The organism is Streptomyces sp. NPDC001717 (assembly GCF_042892775.1).
Lineage (GTDB): Bacteria > Actinomycetota > Actinomycetes > Streptomycetales > Streptomycetaceae > Streptomyces.
In genome coordinates this window covers 72783-88015 of the sequence record NZ_JBIAUK010000032.1, presented here as the reverse complement: position 1 = coordinate 88015, position 15233 = coordinate 72783, and the positions used below count along the sequence as shown (strand labels likewise).

Here is a 15233-nt window from a genome sequence, read left to right as displayed (position 1 = left end):
GATGAACCGCTGGGACCGCTACCACTACGCCCGCGTCGCCGTCATCATCGCCGCCTTCACCCTGCTGGTCACCGCCCTCGTCTGAGCCGGACGGCAAGCAGGTGCTCCCCACCCACGGCTGACGCCACCGGCGTCACCGCCGCGATCGATGACGCCGGAGCACGCTGCGCTGGGACGGACTCACGAGGTACCCGGCGGCTCGGCGTTGAGACGGGCCGCCTGCCGGGTGAGGTGGGTTCGTTCGGCCAGCGTCGGGGCGTGGTGGGCGGCTTCCGCGTAGAGGCGGGCCGCGTCGGCGCGGTCGCCGTTGCGGTCGTGGAGCCAGGCGCTGACGGCGGTGTGGCGGGGCAGGTCCGGGTCGAGTTCGGCCAGGGCGGCGAGGCCGAGGAGGGGTCCGTCTGCCTCCCCGATGGCGACGGCCCGGTTGAGACGGGCGACGGGGCTGTCGGTGAGGGCGACGAGTTCGTCGTACCACTCCACGATCTGCGGCCAGTCGGTTTCCTCGGCGGTGCGCGCGTCGGCGTGGAGCGCCGCGATGGCGGCCTGGGCCTGGTACTCGCCGAGCCGGTCGCGGGCCAGAGCGCCGTGCAGGATTCCGATGCCCTCGGCGATGGCGGCGGTGTCCCAGCGGCCGCGGTCCTGCTCGGCGAGGGGGACGAGGCTGCCGTCGGGGGAGGTACGGGCCGGGCGGCGGGCGTGGTGCAGGAGCATCAGCGCGAGCAGGCCGGCAGGCTCGGGGTGGTCGACGGAGGCGACGAGCCGGCGGGTGAGGCGGATGGCCTCTGCGGCGAGGTCCACGTCCCCCGAGTAGCCCTCGTTGAAGACGAGGTAGAGGACGCGCAGGACGGTGGCGACATCGCCGGGCCGGTCGAGCCGGACCCCGGAGACGGTCCGCTTGGCGCGGCTGATCCGCTGCGCCATGGTCGCCTCGGGCACCAGTTAGGCGCGGGCGATCTGGCGGGTGGTGAGGCCTCCGACGGCCCGCAGCGTGAGGGCGACGGCCGAGGACGGGGACAGGGCGGGGTGCGCGCACAGGAAGTAGAGGCTGAGGGTGTCGTCGGCATCGGACGCGGGGCCCGGCTCCGGTTCGCGGTCGACGAGGTCCTCGCGGCGCCGGCGGGCCGTGTCGGCGCGGGTCGCGTCGAGGAAGCGGCGCCAGGCGGCGGTGACGAGCCACCCCCGCGGGTCGCGGGGCGGGTCGGCGGGCCAGACGCGCAGTGCGTCGAGGAGGGCGTCCTGTACGGCGTCCTCGGCCGCGGCGAAGTCGGCTCCGCGCCGGACGAGGATGCCGAGGACGGCGGGGGTGAGCTCCCGCAGCAGGGCCTCGTCGACGGCGGACGTGGACGTGGAAGGCGACGTGGAAGGCGACGCGGACGCAGACGCGGGCGGTCGGGCCCCGCCCGGGACCGCGGGGTCCGGGGCGGGGCGGGGGTCGGGGGTGGGGGCGGTCATCGGGGGCCGGTCACTCCGTGATGGTGGGCGGCTCGGCCATGAAGGGACGCAGCTCCAGCCACTCGTGGATCGGCCGGCCGCCGGCGCCGGGGGCCGCCGACAGTTCGGCGGCGAGCTCCAGGGCCCGGTCGTGGGTGTCCACGTCGATGACCATCCAGCCGGCGATGAGGTCCTTGGTCTCGGCGAACGGGCCGTCGGTGACGGGCGGGCGCCCCTCACCGTCGTACCGGACCCACGTGCCCTCCGGCGCGAGTGCCTGCGCGTCGACGAACTCGCCGGTCTGCTCCAGTTTCGCGGCGAAGTCGCGCATGTACTGGATGTGGGCGGACACCTCCTGGGGGGTCCAGCGCTCCATGGGGATGTCGTTGGCCGGGGCCGGGGCGCCGCGGTAGTGCTTGAGCAGCAGGTACTTCGCCATGACGGTTCTCCTCGATCCGTTGCGACGCGTCCATTCTGGCCGCGCTCACACCTGGGACGGAGCCGACGCCGGGTTCTCGACATCCTCCTCGAAGATTTTTTCCGGGGTGTGGAGTGCCGCGGGTCAACGCCCCGCCGACCGGGCCGCCCCCCTGCCCGGCGGCCGGCCCCCTTACAGCCGCCGAGCAGGCGATCGCCATCGGGCAGTGGTACACGGCCTAGCCGACCAGGCGACGGCGCCAGTCCAGGGGGGTGACGGTGATGGCCCGGCCCGGGTCGCCGTCCCAGTCGGTGTGGAGGCCGACAGCTTCGAGGGCGGCCACGACCTCGTTGCCGACGGCCACGGTGGTCTCGGACGAGCCGTCGAAGCCGTCGAAGTCGTCGAAGCCGCCGTAGAAGAGCATCAGGCCGTGGCCGGCCGCGGCGGAGTCCGTGCACTGGGTGTGGAAGTAGACGTAGCCTCGGGCATCGGGCCCGCCTTCGTCCTCGATCTCGGACTGGCCGCAGCTGCGGCAACAGGTGAAGTTCTCCCGGGCGGTGATGCCGGCCTCCTCCAGCGCGGTGAACGCGCGGGTGAGCCGCTCGGGGTCCGTCTCGCCCCGCCACTCGGCCTGCTCCGCGACCCGCACCAGCCACAACCGGTCCACCAGCGCCTCCGCCTGCTCGCGCGAGACGGGCCGATGGTCCCCCGTGACCAGGTAGTCCTCGGCGAGCTCGGCGAGTTCGGAGCGGGACGAATAGCCGCCGACCAGCACCTCGCGGACGTACTCCTCCAACTCCGCGCTCTCTTCTTCGTCGAGGTCGAGGGGCGGCACCTCCCGGATGGGGCCCATGTCCAGCAGCGACCAGGCCGGCCCGTCGTCCCATCCCGCTTCCCGACGGGCCCAGCCGGCGAGCGCCGCGATCACGGCCTCGGGCCCGTGGACCGTCGCCTGGAAGTGTCGGTCGGCGGCGCCGTCGCGGTACTCCAGGGTGTAGTCACCGTCACCGTCACCGTCGCCATCCGTCTCGTGCCAGACCTGGGCGAAGACGTCCGGCAGGTCGGGTATCCGCTGGACCACCAGGAACCGGTCGTCGTCACCGCCGATGCGCCGGACGAGAGCGCCCAGCTCCTCGTCGGACACGCGGACGTGCCGCTCCCGGTTCTCCGTCTCCACCACGATCTCGATCATGAGCCGACTCTGACACACCCCTCTGACAGCGGACCTCCCGGCGCTCGACCCGCCTCAGGCGCGGCGCGGGACGTACGCCATGCCGTGTGCGCCGGCCTCGCCGAGCTTGGTGATGTCCAGGCAGGCCAGGCGCTCCAGCGTTTCCAGGTCGACGATGTCGACGGTGGAGGAGATGACGCAGGCCACGTAGCCGAGCCGACCGTCCGGGGACGAGGTGATGGTCAGCGGGAAGAGCCCGACCTCGACCTCGCCCAGCCGCTTGCGGGTGTCGGCGCAGAACACGCTGAGGCGGCCCGGTGCGTGGCGGCCGAGGCGTGCCCCCGGTTCGGCCGTCATGCGCAGCTCGCCCGCGAGGAGTTTGCCCGTCGACGTCAGGTGCACAGGGAGGATCACGTTCTCCGTGGGCAGGGTGTCGACGACGGACGCCGTCCGGGGGTCGATGACGCGGATGCCGGCGGCCGGCGGCTCCTCGGCGCTGCCGGAGAAGTTGCCGTACGGCGCGGCGACGAAGGCGTGGGCGCCGTCTGCGGAGACGGCGAGCCCCTCGCTGCCCGGCACCTCCACCTTCGCGGTGAGGACGCCCCGTTCGAGGTCCACGACGGACACGAACGGCGCTTCCTTGTTGGTGGCGTACCCCGTCCGCCCCGCCGGATCGATCGCGAACCAGTGCGGGCCGGGCGCGTCCGTGTCGATCCGGCCCAGGGGCCGGCGGGTCCGGGTGTCGAGGACCACGACACCGCCGGTCCGGTCCGGGCCGCTCTCCACGCTGACGTAGAGCCGGCCGCGCGCGGTGTCCAGTGCCAGTCCGTGCGGCCCGTGTTCCGGGGCGAGGTCGACGATCTCGACGATGCGGCGGCTGTCGGGATCGATGACGGCCAGCTCGGTACGGCGGCCGCCGTTCGCGTGGTAGTAGCCCGAGTGGTACGTGAGCGTGCACCACAGCAGTCGCTGCGTCGGGTCGAAGCACAACTCGTGAGGCTCAGAGGGGACTTGTACGTCACCGAGGTGCCGGTCCGACGCGGCGTCGAAGAACGAGACAGTCGGGCCGCTCTGGCTGACGACGGCGAGTACATCGCCTTCCCGGCCGGTACGGGGGGACTGCTGCACGGGGACTCCTTGAACGGGGTGGAGCGGAGGTGCCACGCGTCTTCGCGGGCGTCTTCACTCTCCGATGTCGACGGATGGCCCGGCAATGCAAAGATTGGCACCCAATCATTGCCTCAGACGCAAAGATGCAGTTCAGGAGTTGTTCTTCGATGGATCTCAACCTGCTGCGCGTCCTGGACGCCCTGCTCCAGGAGAACAGCGTGACCCGCGCCGCCGAGCGCCTCGGCACGTCGCCCGCGGCGGTCAGCCGCACCCTGGCCCGCCTCCGCCGCACGGTCGGCGACCCGCTGCTCGTCCGGGCCGGCCAGCGCCTGGTTCCGACCCCGCGCGCCGCCGAACTCCGCGAGGAGGTGGCCGCGTTGCTGCGCGGATGCGACAACGTGCTGCGGCCCGGCGCCGGGTTCGACGCCGTCCACCTCCAACGCACCTTCACGGTGCAGGCCACCGACCTGCTGCTGGCGGGCGTGGCCGGTGGCCTCACCGAACGGATCCACGCGGAGGCCCCGCGAGTCGACGTCGTCTTCCTGCCGGAGGCCATGGAGGGCGGCCCGGGTCTGCGGCAGGGCTCGGTCGACGTCGAACTGGGCGTACTGGGACACCTGGACCCGGAGATCCTGACCCGGCCGCTCACCCGGATGCCGCTGGTCGGCATCGCCCGCAGCGGACACCCCCTCTTCGACGGACGGATCGACGCCCGCCGCTTCGCCGAAGCCGACCACATCGGCATCTCCCGACTCGGCAAGCGCTTCGGGCCCATCGACACCGCCCTCGCGGAACTCGGACTGCGCCGCCGCACGGCGGTCGTCGTACCGAGCCACACGAGCGCGATGATGCTCGCCCGGGAGACCGACCTCGTCGCGCTCAGCCTGGCCGGCTGGCTCCCCGACACCGTCTCGGCCATGGGCCTGCGGACGTTCCCCGTCCCCCTGGACCTGGAACCCCTCCACCTCGGGATGGCCTGGCACCCCCGCAACTCCGCCGACCCGGCCCACCGCTGGTTCCGCGACCACCTCGCGTCCGCCGTCCTGACCCCGTCCGGCCCCGGGGTGGACACGGCGCGCACTCGATAGGGTCTTCCTCGCCGCCGGGCTCCCGCACGGGGCGCCGGGTTGGCCCGACTGGCGCGACGGTGACCCGGAGGACCTGGCCGAGTGGCTCGCCCGGCCGGTCGAGGGCGTGCTCTTCGACGTCGAGCACAACGGGTTCTGGCACCCCGCCTGGCCGCCGAGGCAGGCGATCACTTCCGATCCACTGGAGGTCGCACGCCGTGAGTTGGCGACCGTACCGCAGTTGGTACCCGTCTTCGGCCACCGCTACCTGCCCGGCACGGCGGGCGAGTGGGGACACCCCGTACTGTCCGTCCACCAGACCGACATCATCTTCTACGGGAACGACCTCGCCGACTACGTGCGCCGCGAGTTCACCGGCCGGTCGAGCAGTGTCCCGGCCCGCGCCACCGTCGACTTCTGGTCGTACTTCGTCGAGGCCGGTCCGGGCATCGACGTCACCGCGCCCACCCCGCACACCCCCTACGCCGTCAGCCCGCAGGAGGCCGTCGAGTACCTGCGGATGCTCGCGCTGGAGCGTCTGATCGGCCGACGGCACCACCCGCACCAACTGGTCGAGGCAGGGCTCGCGGCCCTGGTCCTCGACGTCGAGACGGAGTCGCTTGCGCTGCCGGCCGGCCTGACGCGTACCGAGCACGAGCGCGCCGACGCTCTCTTCGAACGGGTACTGACGGAGCTGGGCCTGCCCGAGGGTCTCCCCCCGGATGACACCGACATTCCCTGGGAGGCGGCCCGCTGGGAACTCGTCCGCTGGTGGCTGCGGTTGATCGTGAACGGGAGCACGACCCCCGGCGCCGGCGGTGATCTGGTCACCTACGAGGGTTGGGAGGCGCTGGGCCGACCGGAGGCGCTCAAGCCCCTGGCCGACGACGTGTACGAGTACGACAACTGGGAGGCGCGGCGCGGCGGCACCCGCGAGCAGTGGGCCCGAGCGATCACGGCGGAGGCCGAACGGCTGCTCGCGGCCCCCTGGCCACCACGCGGCTGACCGTCCAGCGGTCCTGGCCGCTCCCCCGTGTGATCGAACCCGACAGGGCTCAGGCCGACGTTCAACCGCAGGGACCTCGGCCGCCGCGTGCCTGACGGTCCAGGAAATCGATCAGCCTCGTTTCCGAACGCAGAATCCGCTCGCGCCGCTCGAGAGGAAGCGCGGCGAGAGCGTCGACCAGGGCGTGTTGCCGTGGGACGAACACCAGGCTGCTGGTGTAGATCCTGCAACCGGAACACCAGGCCAGCGCGATGCAGCGCTCGAACATCCAGGACTCGGGCGGATGGAAGCGGTACTGGTAGGAGCGTACGGACGTTCCGCAGGCGGCGCAGACTCGACGATCCCCATCGGGAACCGTGTCCCAGGTCGCGGTCTTCCGCCAGTGCCAGTGCCCGCCCGGTGCTCTTCAAGTCGTCATGCCGAGCATCCTGCCCCACCGTGGTCGGCCCGAATGTCGGGGGCGGGCAGTAGCGTGGGCGACCATGGCTGACATGTTCGAGCTCATGCTCACTCTGGACCTGCGCGACGAGTTGTCCGAGGAGGAGCTCACCGAGCTCCGATGGCATCTCGGGCTCGGCCCCAAGCCCGAGGTCCTCCGGATCGTGGCCGAGTTTCCGTTCGTGGGCGTGGACCAGGACGGCGAACTCGTCGTCGAGGACGATCCTCACCCCCTTCTGGGCCATCACGGGGAGGCGTGGAAGGTGGAAGGCGCGCTCGTCTCGGTCCTCGCTCGCCGAGAGCGGTCCTCGCGCGGCACCTGGGCTCTGACCAGTCGGCAGGAGATCCACCCCGACGAGTTCGATCTCACCGGTCAGCTCCTCGGCTGGCTGGCGAGCAAGGCCGCCGACCACCAGCGGGGCTTCGACGGCAGTGTGGATCTCGGGTGGACCCGGTTCCATGAATCACGCCGGGCGGAGCCGCTGGTCGTGCGTGACGGCATCGTCGACTGGCCTTCGTAGTCGGCAGGCCCGGGCGTCACACTGTGGCCGTGGACCCGAACCGCAAGGCATCCGAGGGACTCCGCCGAAGGGGCCGTGGCGCTCGCCGTCGAACTCCTGCCGGCCAAACCGGCCCTGACGATCACGGGAACTGCCGGCGGCGGCACATGACGGGGCAGGCCAAATCCCTTTGCCATCGCGGGTTTGCGGGGTCGATGCTCCGCACATGGACCTTCCGCAGCAGGTGATCGAACTGGGTGATCTGACCCTCCGTCGTTTCGACCGGGAGGCGGACCTCCCGGAGTTGGACAGGGTCATCGAGGACTCGCTGGAGCACTTGCGCCCGTGGATGTCGTTCGTCGCCGACCACAGCCGGTCAAGGACGGCCGAGTTCCTCGGGCGACGCCACGAAGCCTGGGAGGGCGGGCGGGAGTTCACCTACGCCATCGTGCTCGGCGGGGCCATCGTCGGCACCTGTCAGCTGTTTTGGCGTGAGGGTGCTCCGGAGAACCGGCGCGAGCTCGGGTACTGGCTGCACCCCGCCGCCACCGGCCGCGGCGTGGCGACCCGGGCCGCGCGCGCCCTCGTCGACCAGGCCTTCCGCCTTCCGGGCGTCGACCACGTCGAGGTCGTCCACGACCCGGCCAACCGCGCAAGCGGCGCGGTCCCGGCCCGGCTCGGCTTCACCGAGCTCCCGCGCCGGCCCGCAGAGCGCAGGGGCACGGCCGGGACGGGAGAAGAGCAGGTGTGGAGGCTGACCCGCCAAGAGGTGGCACCGGCGGCCTGGAGGCTCGTCGACGACTGACCCGTACCCTCGGTTTGCAGCGGTGACAGGAGGAACTCGGACCTTGACGTGAACGAATGGGGAACGTTTTGCGCTCCATCTGGAACGACTCCGTCCGCAGGGGTTGACGGAGGCATGTGCCAAGCGGATCGTAGGCGCCTCAGCCGAACGAACGCTGGAGGTCCTGTGACCGACGAGTACCGCACCAGAGAACGGGCACTGCCGGTCGGCACTGCCGCGATCTTGGGGGCAGCCGGAATGGATCTGACGGACGCCGAGCTACTCGAGCGGTACCCGCGCGTGGCCGAGATCCTGGCGCGTTGGGAGCAGGACGAGCAGGGGTGACGCCCCGGCCAGGGGCCATCCCGAGCGACGCCCCTCCCGTCCCTCCCCCCGGGAGGGCCGTCGCGCGCCTGGCAGCCACGCACGGTGACGGTCACGCCGTCGACGAGCGGTCACGCATCGTGGTCGTCCTCGTACACGTGCGGCCGGCCGCCCTGCCAGGCGATGACCTCGGAGTCGCCGAGGACCAGCTCCTCCGGGTCGGGTACCTCAAGGCGTCTCAGGAACTCGATCAGATCGCGGTCGGAGTGGGCAACGCCGAGGACGGTGTCGACGCCGCGGATGCGGATCACGACCCGCCGGCCGCCGGTCGCGGAGATCCGGTGCACGAGGATCGGCGCGTGGTCCATGGCTCAGACGCCCCACTCCTCCGGACCGCCGCCGAGCCACCGGATGGGTGGCAGGCCGTCGGCGGTCTCCAGTCCGGCCGCGCGAAGGAGGTCGATGACCCCGGTGAAGGTGTGCGCGATCCCGAGGGCCTGGTCCTCGGCGTGGACGTGCGCCACCACGGAACGGCCACCGGCGACAACGGGGTGGACAACGACGTAGACGTGATCGGCCATACCTCCAGCCTGGGCCGAGCCGGTCGGTCCGGCACGCCGAGCTCGGCATCGGGACGGCTCACCCCGGCGTTGTCAGTGGTCGGCAGTACGGTCGGACCATCACATTCGAGCGATTGCCCCGTGGCTGCGGCAGCTACTCGAATCCCGCCCGTCGGCCCTTCGGGGACAGCGACCGACGGGCGGAGCCATGTCGTGCCCCACCTCGTCACCCCCTTCTGCCGGAAGCGAGGCTTCGGCCGACCGACGCCGGGGGCGGCACGATCCGCCGCCACCCGAACGAGCCGTCGGCTCGACCGGCGAAGCTCTCGGAAAACAGGAAGGCCCGGGTTCGGAATGTTCCGACCCGGGCCTTGGCACTGCGTCACCTGCTCGCGATGGCAGGGGCGGCAGGATTCGAACCTGCGGCATCTGGTTTTGGAGACCAGCGCTCTGACCAGCTGAGCTACGCCCCTTCGGCGAGACCAACCATCGCACGGACCGCTCCGGAGATCCATCGAATTAGGCGAACGTCCACCTCGCGAGACGGTCGCCCCGACACCGGTGGCACGAGCCGGGGGCCGAGAGGATCATGGGCAGGGTGACCAGCGGATCCGACCGTTCCACCGTCCCCGGGGGTCTGGGGCGGCTCGGGGTGGGGATGGGCGTGCTCGTGCTCGCCGTCGGCGCGCTGCTCGGGCCCGGGGCGGAGGCAGGTTCCGGGGAGACGATTTCGCTCGTCGGCGGGGAACCGGGGGTGCGGCTCGACGTCACTCTGACGCGGGAAGTCGACCCTGCGGGCCCCGCGACCGCCGTGCCGGCGGCGTTCCGGGTCGACGAGCGGCTGGTCGCCGTCCGGTTCCGGCTGGAGAACACCGGGTCCGCCGTCCACGAGGACTCCCCCGCCGCTTGCGCCCACGTGCTGGACTCCGCCGGGCACCGGTTCGCGGGGACCGACACCCCCACGACCGCGGGGGCGGCCTTCCCCACCACCGTCACGCTGGACCCCGGCGGTACGGCCGAGGGCTTCGTGACCTTCCGGGTCCCGCAGGACGCCGCCTTGGTGGCCGTCCAGTACGCGTTGGACGGCGGGCTCGCCGACGACGTCGGGCAGTGGAGTCTGGCGTAGCGATCGGGGTCGGGAGGCGTCGGCACCCTTGACGCACTCTGGTCCAGACCAATAGTTTCCGGCATGCACCGCGCACGCGCACGTTCCTCACTTCTGCCTCCGCACTCCCGCCTCCGCAAAGGAAGCCCATGCGCCGCAGCATGCTCGGCAGACTGGCCGTCGCCGTCTGTTCCCTCTCCCTGCTGACCGCCCTCGCGCCCGCCACCGCCGCGCAGGCCGACGGCGGTCACGACCGCTCGTACAAGAAGGTCGGCTACTTCACCCAATGGGGTGTCTACGGGCGGGACTTCCAGGTCCAGGACCTGGAGGCGAACGGCTCCGCCGGCAAGCTCACCCACATCAACTACGCCTTCGGCAACGTCAGTCCTGAAGGCAAGTGCTTCACCGGGAACGTGCCCGGCGAAGCGGATGCCTGGGCCGACTACGTGCGCCCGCTCGACGCCGCGAACTCCGTCGACGGGGTCGCCGACACCTGGGAGCAACCGCTCGCGGGCAATTTCAACCAGTTGCGCGAGCTCAAGGCCAAGCATCCCGGCCTCAAGGTGCTGATCTCGCTGGGCGGCTGGAGCTGGTCCACGCACTTCTCGGACGCCGCGCTGACGGCCGCGTCCCGCAAGGCCTTCGTCGAGTCGTGCATCGACCTGTACATCAAGGGCAACCTCCCGCAGGACGGCACCCGCGGCGGCGCGGGCGCGGCCGCCGGCGTGTTCGACGGGATCGACCTCGACTGGGAGTGGCCGGGCTCGGCCGGGGACACCGACACCAAGTACCGCCCCGAGGACAAGGAGAACTTCGCCGCCCTCGTCCGGGAGTTCCGTACGCAGCTCGACGCGTACGCGCGCGGCCAGAAGCGGAAGTCGGCGTACGAACTGACGGCCTTCGTACCGACGGCCCCCGCCAAGATCGACGCGGGCTTCGACGTCCGCCGGATCATGCGGGACCTGGACTTCGTGACCCTCCAGGGTTACGACTTCCACGTGTCGGGTGAGCCGCGCACCGCCCAGCAGTCCGCGCTGTACGCCCGGGGCGACTTCAGCGTCGACGGCACCGTGGACGCCTGGCGGCGGCGCGGTGCGCCCGCGCGGAAGCTGGTGATGGGCATGCCGTTCTACGGGCAGGGCTGGACGGGTGTGAGCGGCGGCGGAGACGGCATGGGGCAGCCTGCCACCGGTCCCGCGCCGGCCACCTGGTCGGCGGGGTACGAGGACTACAAGGCGCTGAAGAAGCTGGCCGATTCGGGGACGTACAAGGTCTACCGGGACCGGCGCGGCGGGCACGCCTGGCTCTTCGACGGCAGCACCCTGTGGACGTACGACGACCCGCAGGTGCTCCGTGCCAAGTCGGGCTACGTCCGCGAACAGGGCCTGGGCGGGGCGATGTTCTGGTCGCTGGACGCGGACACCGCGGACGGCGAGCTGATGACGGCCGTGGACCGCGGGCTGCGCGGCCATTGACCGGCGCCGCCGGGCCGCGGAAAAGGACCCGGCCCGGCGGCGTCCTTCCACGTACCCTCCCCCGCATGAGGAACTCGACGGTTCGGGCGGTCAACCGCCTCACGAGGCAGTGGGCCGCGCAGGACACGGCCGGCGAGCAGGGCACGGTGTTCACGGCGGCCGGCGTCTGGCCGCTCCTGGCCCTGCTGGCGGACGGCGCGGGCGGTGCGGCGCGCGAGGAACTGGCCGGCGCCCTCGGCATGTCCGCCGATTCCGCGGCCGGGGCCGCGCGCGAACTGCTGGCGGCCTTGGACGGCGTACGAGGTCTCCGGGCGGCGACGGGGCTGTGGACCGGGGCGGAGTTCCCTCTGGAGGAACGTTGGTCGGCGCAGCTCCCGCCCGGAACCCGGGGCGCCCTGACGGGGGACGCGGACCGCGACCGCAAGGCGTTGGACGCGTGGGCGTCGGACCGCACCGACGGGCTGATCGAGCGCATGCCGGTGCAGGTGGCCGAGGACACCCTGCTGGTGCTGGCTTCGGCGCCGGCGCTGCGGCTTCGGTGGATCCAGCCGTTCCACGAGTTCCAGGGCACCACCGGCCAAGGCCCCTGGGCCGGGCGCGAATTGCCCGTGCTGCGCCGCACCACCACCCTGCTGGACCGGGTCTCGGTGGCCCGGGGGCCGCAGGGCCCGGTCACCGTGCTCGAAGTGGTCGGCAGCGCCGGTGTGGACGTCCACCTCGTGCTGGGCGAGCCCGAGGCCGGCCGGGGGGCGGTGCTGAGCACCGGGATCGACGCGGTCACGCGGGCTGTCGCGGCGACGGGCGCGAGCCTGCTGCCCGAAGGGGCCGCCGCGCCCGGGCTGACCGTCCGCACCGAGCGGGCCGAGACCCCCGAGCCTCTGCTGACGATCAAGACGGTCGCCTTCGAGGTGCGCGCCGAGCACGACCTCCTGGAACGTGCCGGGCTGTTCGGGCTGGTGACGGCGAGCGACGACAGCCGCGGGCACTTCCCCGGGATCGGTCCGCGCCCGCTGGCCGTCGAGGCGGCCCGGCAGTCGGCGCTGGCCCGCTTCCACGCGAAGGGCTTCGAGGCCGCCGCGGTCACCGCGTTCGCGGCGGCAGCGGGGTGTGCCGTGCCGCGGCTGCGGTACCGGGCGCGGCGGGTGGACGTCCGGTACGACCGGCCCTTCGGGTTCGTGGCCGTGCACCGCACGTCGCGGCTGGTCCTGGCCGCCGGATGGGTCGCCGAACCCGACCCGGTACGGTCCGAGGATGACCACTGACATGATCACCGCGGACGCCGCAGGCACCTGGCGGCTCGGCGACCTGACCGTCAACCGCATCGGCTTCGGCGCGATGCGGTTGACGCAGGACGGCCCCGCGCTGAGGACCGACGCGCCCGCCGGCGACCGTGACCGGGCGATCGGGGTGCTGCGCCTCGCCGTCGAACTCGGCGTGAACCACATCGACACCGCCTCCTTCTACTTCTCCAGCCTCCGCTCCGCCAACGAGCTGATCAACCGTGCGCTGGGCCCCTACGCCGACGACCTCGTCATCGCGACGAAGGTCGGACCCGGCCGCGATCCGTCCGGCGCCTTCCACTGGGCCACGCCCGGGCAGTTGCGCGGGCAGGTCGAGGAGAACCTGCGCCAGCTGGGCCGGGACCACCTCGACGTGGTCAACCTGCGCCTGCCGGGCTCGGCGGCCGAGGACTCGCTCGCCGAGCACTTCGGCGCCCTCGCCGACCTCCGCACGGCCGGGCTCGTCAGGCACCTCGGGATTTCGAACGTGCGCGCCCACCACCTGGCGGAGGCCCGGTCCATCGCGCCGGTGGTGTGCGTGCAGAACCCGTACGGAATCGATTCGCCCGCCGAGGAGCACGCCCTCGTCGAACTGTGCGGACAGGAGGGCATCGCCTTCGTTCCCTTCTTCGCCATCGCCGGCGCGGGCAAGGAGGCCGGATCGGTGGCGGACGACGGCGAGCGGCTGCGCGCCGCCGCCGAGCTCCGCGGCGTGTCCGTCGCCCAGCTGCGGCTGGCGTGGACCCTGCACCGGGGCCCGCACGTGCTGGCGATCCCCGGTACCGGGAACCCGGACCACCTCGTCGAGAACGTCTCCGCGGGTGCCCTGCGCCTCACGGCCGAGGAGATCTCGGCGCTGGAGGCCCGTCCCGCGTAGCGGCCAGGGCCGCCGTCTCCGCGAAGGCCGGCACCCGCCCGGTCCCCCCGCGGCCCGAGACGGAGAGGGAGGCGGCGGCGATGCCGTAGGCCACCGCGTCCTCGAGGGTGTCGCCGAGGGCGAGGCGGGCGGTGGCGGTCCCGGTGAAACAGTCCCCGGCTCCGGTCGCGTCGACGGGAGCCGGGCACGGCGGCACGGGGTGCCGGCGGGCCGCGATGCCGTCGTCGAGCAGCAGTCCGCGGGCCCCCGCGGTGACGGCGACGGCCCGGGCGCCGAGCGCGCGGTAGCGTGCGGCGGCCGTGGCCGGGTCGTCCGTGCCGACCAGGGCCAGCGCGTCGGCCGGGCAGGAGGTCTTGAGCAGCCCGGTCAGCGGCGCGATCCGGGCGAGGAGCTCGCGCGCCTCGGCCCGGCCGGTCAGCCGGGGGCGGAAGTTGGGGTCGTACGAGAGGTGCCCGCCGGCCCCGTGCACCAGGCGGGCGGCGGCCAGTACGGCCCGGCGGCTGGTGGGCGAGAGGGCCCCGGTGATGCCGCTGGTGACGAGCGCCCGGCAGCCGGTGAGCAGGGCCCGCCAGGATTCGACGTGCTCGGGCGCCAGGGTGGAACCGGCGCTGCGGGCGCGCCAGTAGACGAACTCGCGCTCGCCGTCCGGGTCGGCGGAGAGCAGGTACGCGCCGTTGGGGTGCGGGGCGCGGCGTACGTGGGAGACGTCGACGCCGAGTTCGGCGGCCCGCCGCAGCAGTGGCACGCTGAGCTCGTCGTCGCCGACCACGGCCAGCAGCGCGGTGCGGGCCCCGGCGGCGGCGGCCGCGGCGGCCGCGTTGAGGGCGTCCCCGGAGTAGGAGATGCGGGCCGGGGTACCGTCCGCTGCCTCCCGCAGGGCGGTGTCGGCGTGGATCTCGACGAGCACTTCCCCGAGCACGAGGACGTCGTACCCGCCGCGCCCGCCGCCGCTCACCGCCCCTCCGAGCAGCCCGAGCAGTGCGAGCAGTCCGCGCGGCACGGCCCGGCCGTCCCGGCGAACAGGGCCGCCAGCTCCACCGGATCGGCGGGCAGCTCGCCGCCGATGCCGACGGCGCTCGCCCCGGCGGCGATCCAGTCGTCGACCTCGGCGGGCCGTATCCCACCGGTCGGGATGATCACCGCGCCGGGGAGGACGGCTCTGAGGGAGCGGATGAACCCCGGCCCGCCCACGTGCGCCGGGAACACCTTCGCGGCGCCCGAGGACCGGACCGCGGCGGCGATCTCGCCGGGGGTGTACCCGCCCTCGACGAACACGGCTCCGCGGCGGGCGGCGACCGCGCGGACTTCGGGAGCCGGGTACGGGGAGATCAGGAAGGCGGCGCCCGCGTCCAGGGCCGTCTCTGCCTGCGCGGTCGTGGTGACGGTGCCGAGGCCGATGAGGGCGGGGCGGCCGTGGGCGTCGACGAGCGCGACCGTACGGGTGAGGGCCTCGGCCCAGCCCGGCGTGGAGGTGGTCAGTTCCACGGCCCGGCATCCGGCGGCGAGCAGGGCGCGGGTGGCTCGTACGGCTTCGTCGGCGTCGGCGTGGCGCAGCACCGGGAGCAGGCGCTGGGCGGCCAGTACCTCGTACGGGTGGCAGGACAAAGGATCCCTCCCCTGCGTTCCACGCGGCGGAACGCCCAATCGTCGTGCGGGAACGATGTGGTCTAGACCCTACTCCGATGAC

At 72.8% G+C, this 15233-nt stretch carries 16 protein-coding genes, 1 tRNA gene and 2 pseudogenes; 10 read left to right on the top strand and 9 right to left on the bottom strand.

All coding sequences use genetic code 11. The features are described from left to right. A pseudogene (locus tag ACFYZL_RS33900) lies at nt 1-85 on the top strand (DUF1772 domain-containing protein); the annotation flags it as partial. A gap of 95 nt (nt 86-180) precedes the next feature. Here ACFYZL_RS33900 and ACFYZL_RS33895 read toward each other — a convergent pair. The 4 genes and pseudogenes from ACFYZL_RS33895 to ACFYZL_RS33880 all read right to left on the bottom strand — a co-directional run bounded on the left by ACFYZL_RS33895 (nt 181) and on the right by ACFYZL_RS33880 (nt 4148). Next, nucleotides 181-1320: pseudogene (locus ACFYZL_RS33895) on the bottom strand (RNA polymerase sigma factor). Between the two features lie 142 nt (nt 1321-1462). Then, nucleotides 1463-1870 carry a YciI family protein gene (locus tag ACFYZL_RS33890; protein WP_384755499.1) on the bottom strand — a complete coding sequence of 136 codons (408 nt, stop codon included), beginning with the start codon at nt 1868-1870 and terminating at the stop codon, nt 1463-1465. A gap of 217 nt (nt 1871-2087) precedes the next feature. Further along, on the bottom strand, nt 2088-3041 hold the full coding sequence (locus ACFYZL_RS33885) for a DUF6891 domain-containing protein (protein WP_388684343.1): 954 nt from the start codon (nt 3039-3041) through the stop codon (nt 2088-2090). Between the two features lie 54 nt (nt 3042-3095). Continuing rightward, nucleotides 3096-4148 carry a YncE family protein gene (locus ACFYZL_RS33880; RefSeq protein ID WP_388684340.1) on the bottom strand — a complete coding sequence of 351 codons (1053 nt, stop codon included), beginning with the start codon at nt 4146-4148 and terminating at the stop codon, nt 3096-3098. Nucleotides 4149-4297: 149 nt separating this feature from the next. Between ACFYZL_RS33880 and ACFYZL_RS33875 the strand changes: the two genes are divergently transcribed. From ACFYZL_RS33875 to ACFYZL_RS33855, 5 genes are all read left to right on the top strand, one after another. Next, nucleotides 4298-5218 (top strand): LysR family transcriptional regulator, encoded by a 921-nt coding sequence (locus ACFYZL_RS33875; RefSeq protein ID WP_384755491.1) that lies wholly within the window; start codon nt 4298-4300, stop codon nt 5216-5218. Nucleotides 5219-5324: 106 nt separating this feature from the next. Further along, entirely contained in the window at nt 5325-6203 is an 879-nt protein-coding gene (locus tag ACFYZL_RS33870) for a hypothetical protein (RefSeq protein WP_388684337.1), read from the top strand. A gap of 482 nt (nt 6204-6685) precedes the next feature. Further along, a complete protein-coding gene (locus ACFYZL_RS33865) occupies nt 6686-7162 on the top strand; it encodes a hypothetical protein (protein WP_384755486.1) in 477 nt (158 codons plus the stop codon). Between the two features lie 205 nt (nt 7163-7367). Beyond that, nucleotides 7368-7946 (top strand): GNAT family N-acetyltransferase, encoded by a 579-nt coding sequence (locus ACFYZL_RS33860; RefSeq protein WP_388684334.1) that lies wholly within the window; start codon nt 7368-7370, stop codon nt 7944-7946. A gap of 165 nt (nt 7947-8111) precedes the next feature. Beyond that, a complete protein-coding gene (locus tag ACFYZL_RS33855) occupies nt 8112-8270 on the top strand; it encodes a hypothetical protein (RefSeq protein WP_384755481.1) in 159 nt (52 codons plus the stop codon). A gap of 110 nt (nt 8271-8380) precedes the next feature. Here ACFYZL_RS33855 and ACFYZL_RS33850 read toward each other — a convergent pair whose 3' ends face one another. The 3 genes from ACFYZL_RS33850 to ACFYZL_RS33840 form a co-directional block, all read right to left on the bottom strand. After that, entirely contained in the window at nt 8381-8617 is a 237-nt protein-coding gene (locus tag ACFYZL_RS33850; RefSeq protein ID WP_384755478.1) for a hypothetical protein, read from the bottom strand. Between the two features lie 3 nt (nt 8618-8620). Next, on the bottom strand, nt 8621-8830 hold the full coding sequence (locus tag ACFYZL_RS33845) for a hypothetical protein (RefSeq protein WP_384755475.1): 210 nt from the start codon (nt 8828-8830) through the stop codon (nt 8621-8623). Between the two features lie 375 nt (nt 8831-9205). Then, nucleotides 9206-9282 (bottom strand) — tRNA-Trp (locus ACFYZL_RS33840). A 125-nt stretch (nt 9283-9407) separates the two neighbouring features. Here ACFYZL_RS33840 and ACFYZL_RS33835 point away from each other — a divergent pair. From ACFYZL_RS33835 to ACFYZL_RS33820, 4 genes are all read left to right on the top strand, one after another. Then, nucleotides 9408-9935 carry a hypothetical protein gene (locus tag ACFYZL_RS33835; RefSeq protein WP_388684330.1) on the top strand — a complete coding sequence of 176 codons (528 nt, stop codon included), beginning with the start codon at nt 9408-9410 and terminating at the stop codon, nt 9933-9935. A 128-nt stretch (nt 9936-10063) separates the two neighbouring features. After that, nucleotides 10064-11389: a glycoside hydrolase family 18 protein gene (locus ACFYZL_RS33830; RefSeq protein ID WP_384755469.1), complete on the top strand. Its 1326-nt coding sequence runs from the start codon at nt 10064-10066 to the stop codon at nt 11387-11389. Nucleotides 11390-11454: 65 nt separating this feature from the next. Continuing rightward, nucleotides 11455-12651 carry a serpin family protein gene (locus ACFYZL_RS33825; RefSeq protein ID WP_388684327.1) on the top strand — a complete coding sequence of 399 codons (1197 nt, stop codon included), beginning with the start codon at nt 11455-11457 and terminating at the stop codon, nt 12649-12651. Next, a complete protein-coding gene (locus tag ACFYZL_RS33820; protein ID WP_384755464.1) occupies nt 12641-13546 on the top strand; it encodes an aldo/keto reductase in 906 nt (301 codons plus the stop codon). The genes ACFYZL_RS33825 and ACFYZL_RS33820 overlap by 11 nt, the downstream gene beginning before the upstream one ends. Here ACFYZL_RS33820 and ACFYZL_RS33815 read toward each other — a convergent pair. Both ACFYZL_RS33815 and ACFYZL_RS33810 read right to left on the bottom strand, forming a co-directional pair. Next, a complete protein-coding gene (locus ACFYZL_RS33815) occupies nt 13503-14546 on the bottom strand; it encodes a sugar kinase (RefSeq protein WP_388684323.1) in 1044 nt (347 codons plus the stop codon). The genes ACFYZL_RS33820 and ACFYZL_RS33815 overlap by 44 nt on opposite strands. Then, nucleotides 14498-15151, bottom strand: coding sequence for a bifunctional 4-hydroxy-2-oxoglutarate aldolase/2-dehydro-3-deoxy-phosphogluconate aldolase (locus tag ACFYZL_RS33810; protein ID WP_384746667.1), 654 nt, complete (start codon nt 15149-15151; stop codon nt 14498-14500). Before ACFYZL_RS33810 ends, ACFYZL_RS33815 begins: the two co-directional genes overlap by 49 nt. Nucleotides 15152-15233 lie beyond the last annotated feature (82 nt).

What these genes read in the sequence shown, in the direction of transcription:
- ACFYZL_RS33890 (WP_384755499.1), bottom strand. Translation starts at nt 1,870, where the DNA reads ATGGCGAAGTACCTGCTGCTCAAGCACTACCGCGGCGCCCCGGCCCCG.
- ACFYZL_RS33885 (WP_388684343.1), bottom strand. Translation starts at nt 3,041, where the DNA reads ATGATCGAGATCGTGGTGGAGACGGAGAACCGGGAGCGGCACGTCCGC.
- ACFYZL_RS33875 (WP_384755491.1), top strand. Translation starts at nt 4,298, where the DNA reads ATGGATCTCAACCTGCTGCGCGTCCTGGACGCCCTGCTCCAGGAGAAC.
- ACFYZL_RS33865 (WP_384755486.1), top strand. Translation starts at nt 6,686, where the DNA reads ATGGCTGACATGTTCGAGCTCATGCTCACTCTGGACCTGCGCGACGAG.
- ACFYZL_RS33860 (WP_388684334.1), top strand. Translation starts at nt 7,368, where the DNA reads ATGGACCTTCCGCAGCAGGTGATCGAACTGGGTGATCTGACCCTCCGT.
- ACFYZL_RS33850 (WP_384755478.1), bottom strand. Translation starts at nt 8,617, where the DNA reads ATGGACCACGCGCCGATCCTCGTGCACCGGATCTCCGCGACCGGCGGC.
- ACFYZL_RS33845 (WP_384755475.1), bottom strand. Translation starts at nt 8,830, where the DNA reads ATGGCCGATCACGTCTACGTCGTTGTCCACCCCGTTGTCGCCGGTGGC.
- ACFYZL_RS33830 (WP_384755469.1), top strand. Translation starts at nt 10,064, where the DNA reads ATGCGCCGCAGCATGCTCGGCAGACTGGCCGTCGCCGTCTGTTCCCTC.
- ACFYZL_RS33825 (WP_388684327.1), top strand. Translation starts at nt 11,455, where the DNA reads ATGAGGAACTCGACGGTTCGGGCGGTCAACCGCCTCACGAGGCAGTGG.
- ACFYZL_RS33820 (WP_384755464.1), top strand. Translation starts at nt 12,641, where the DNA reads ATGACCACTGACATGATCACCGCGGACGCCGCAGGCACCTGGCGGCTC.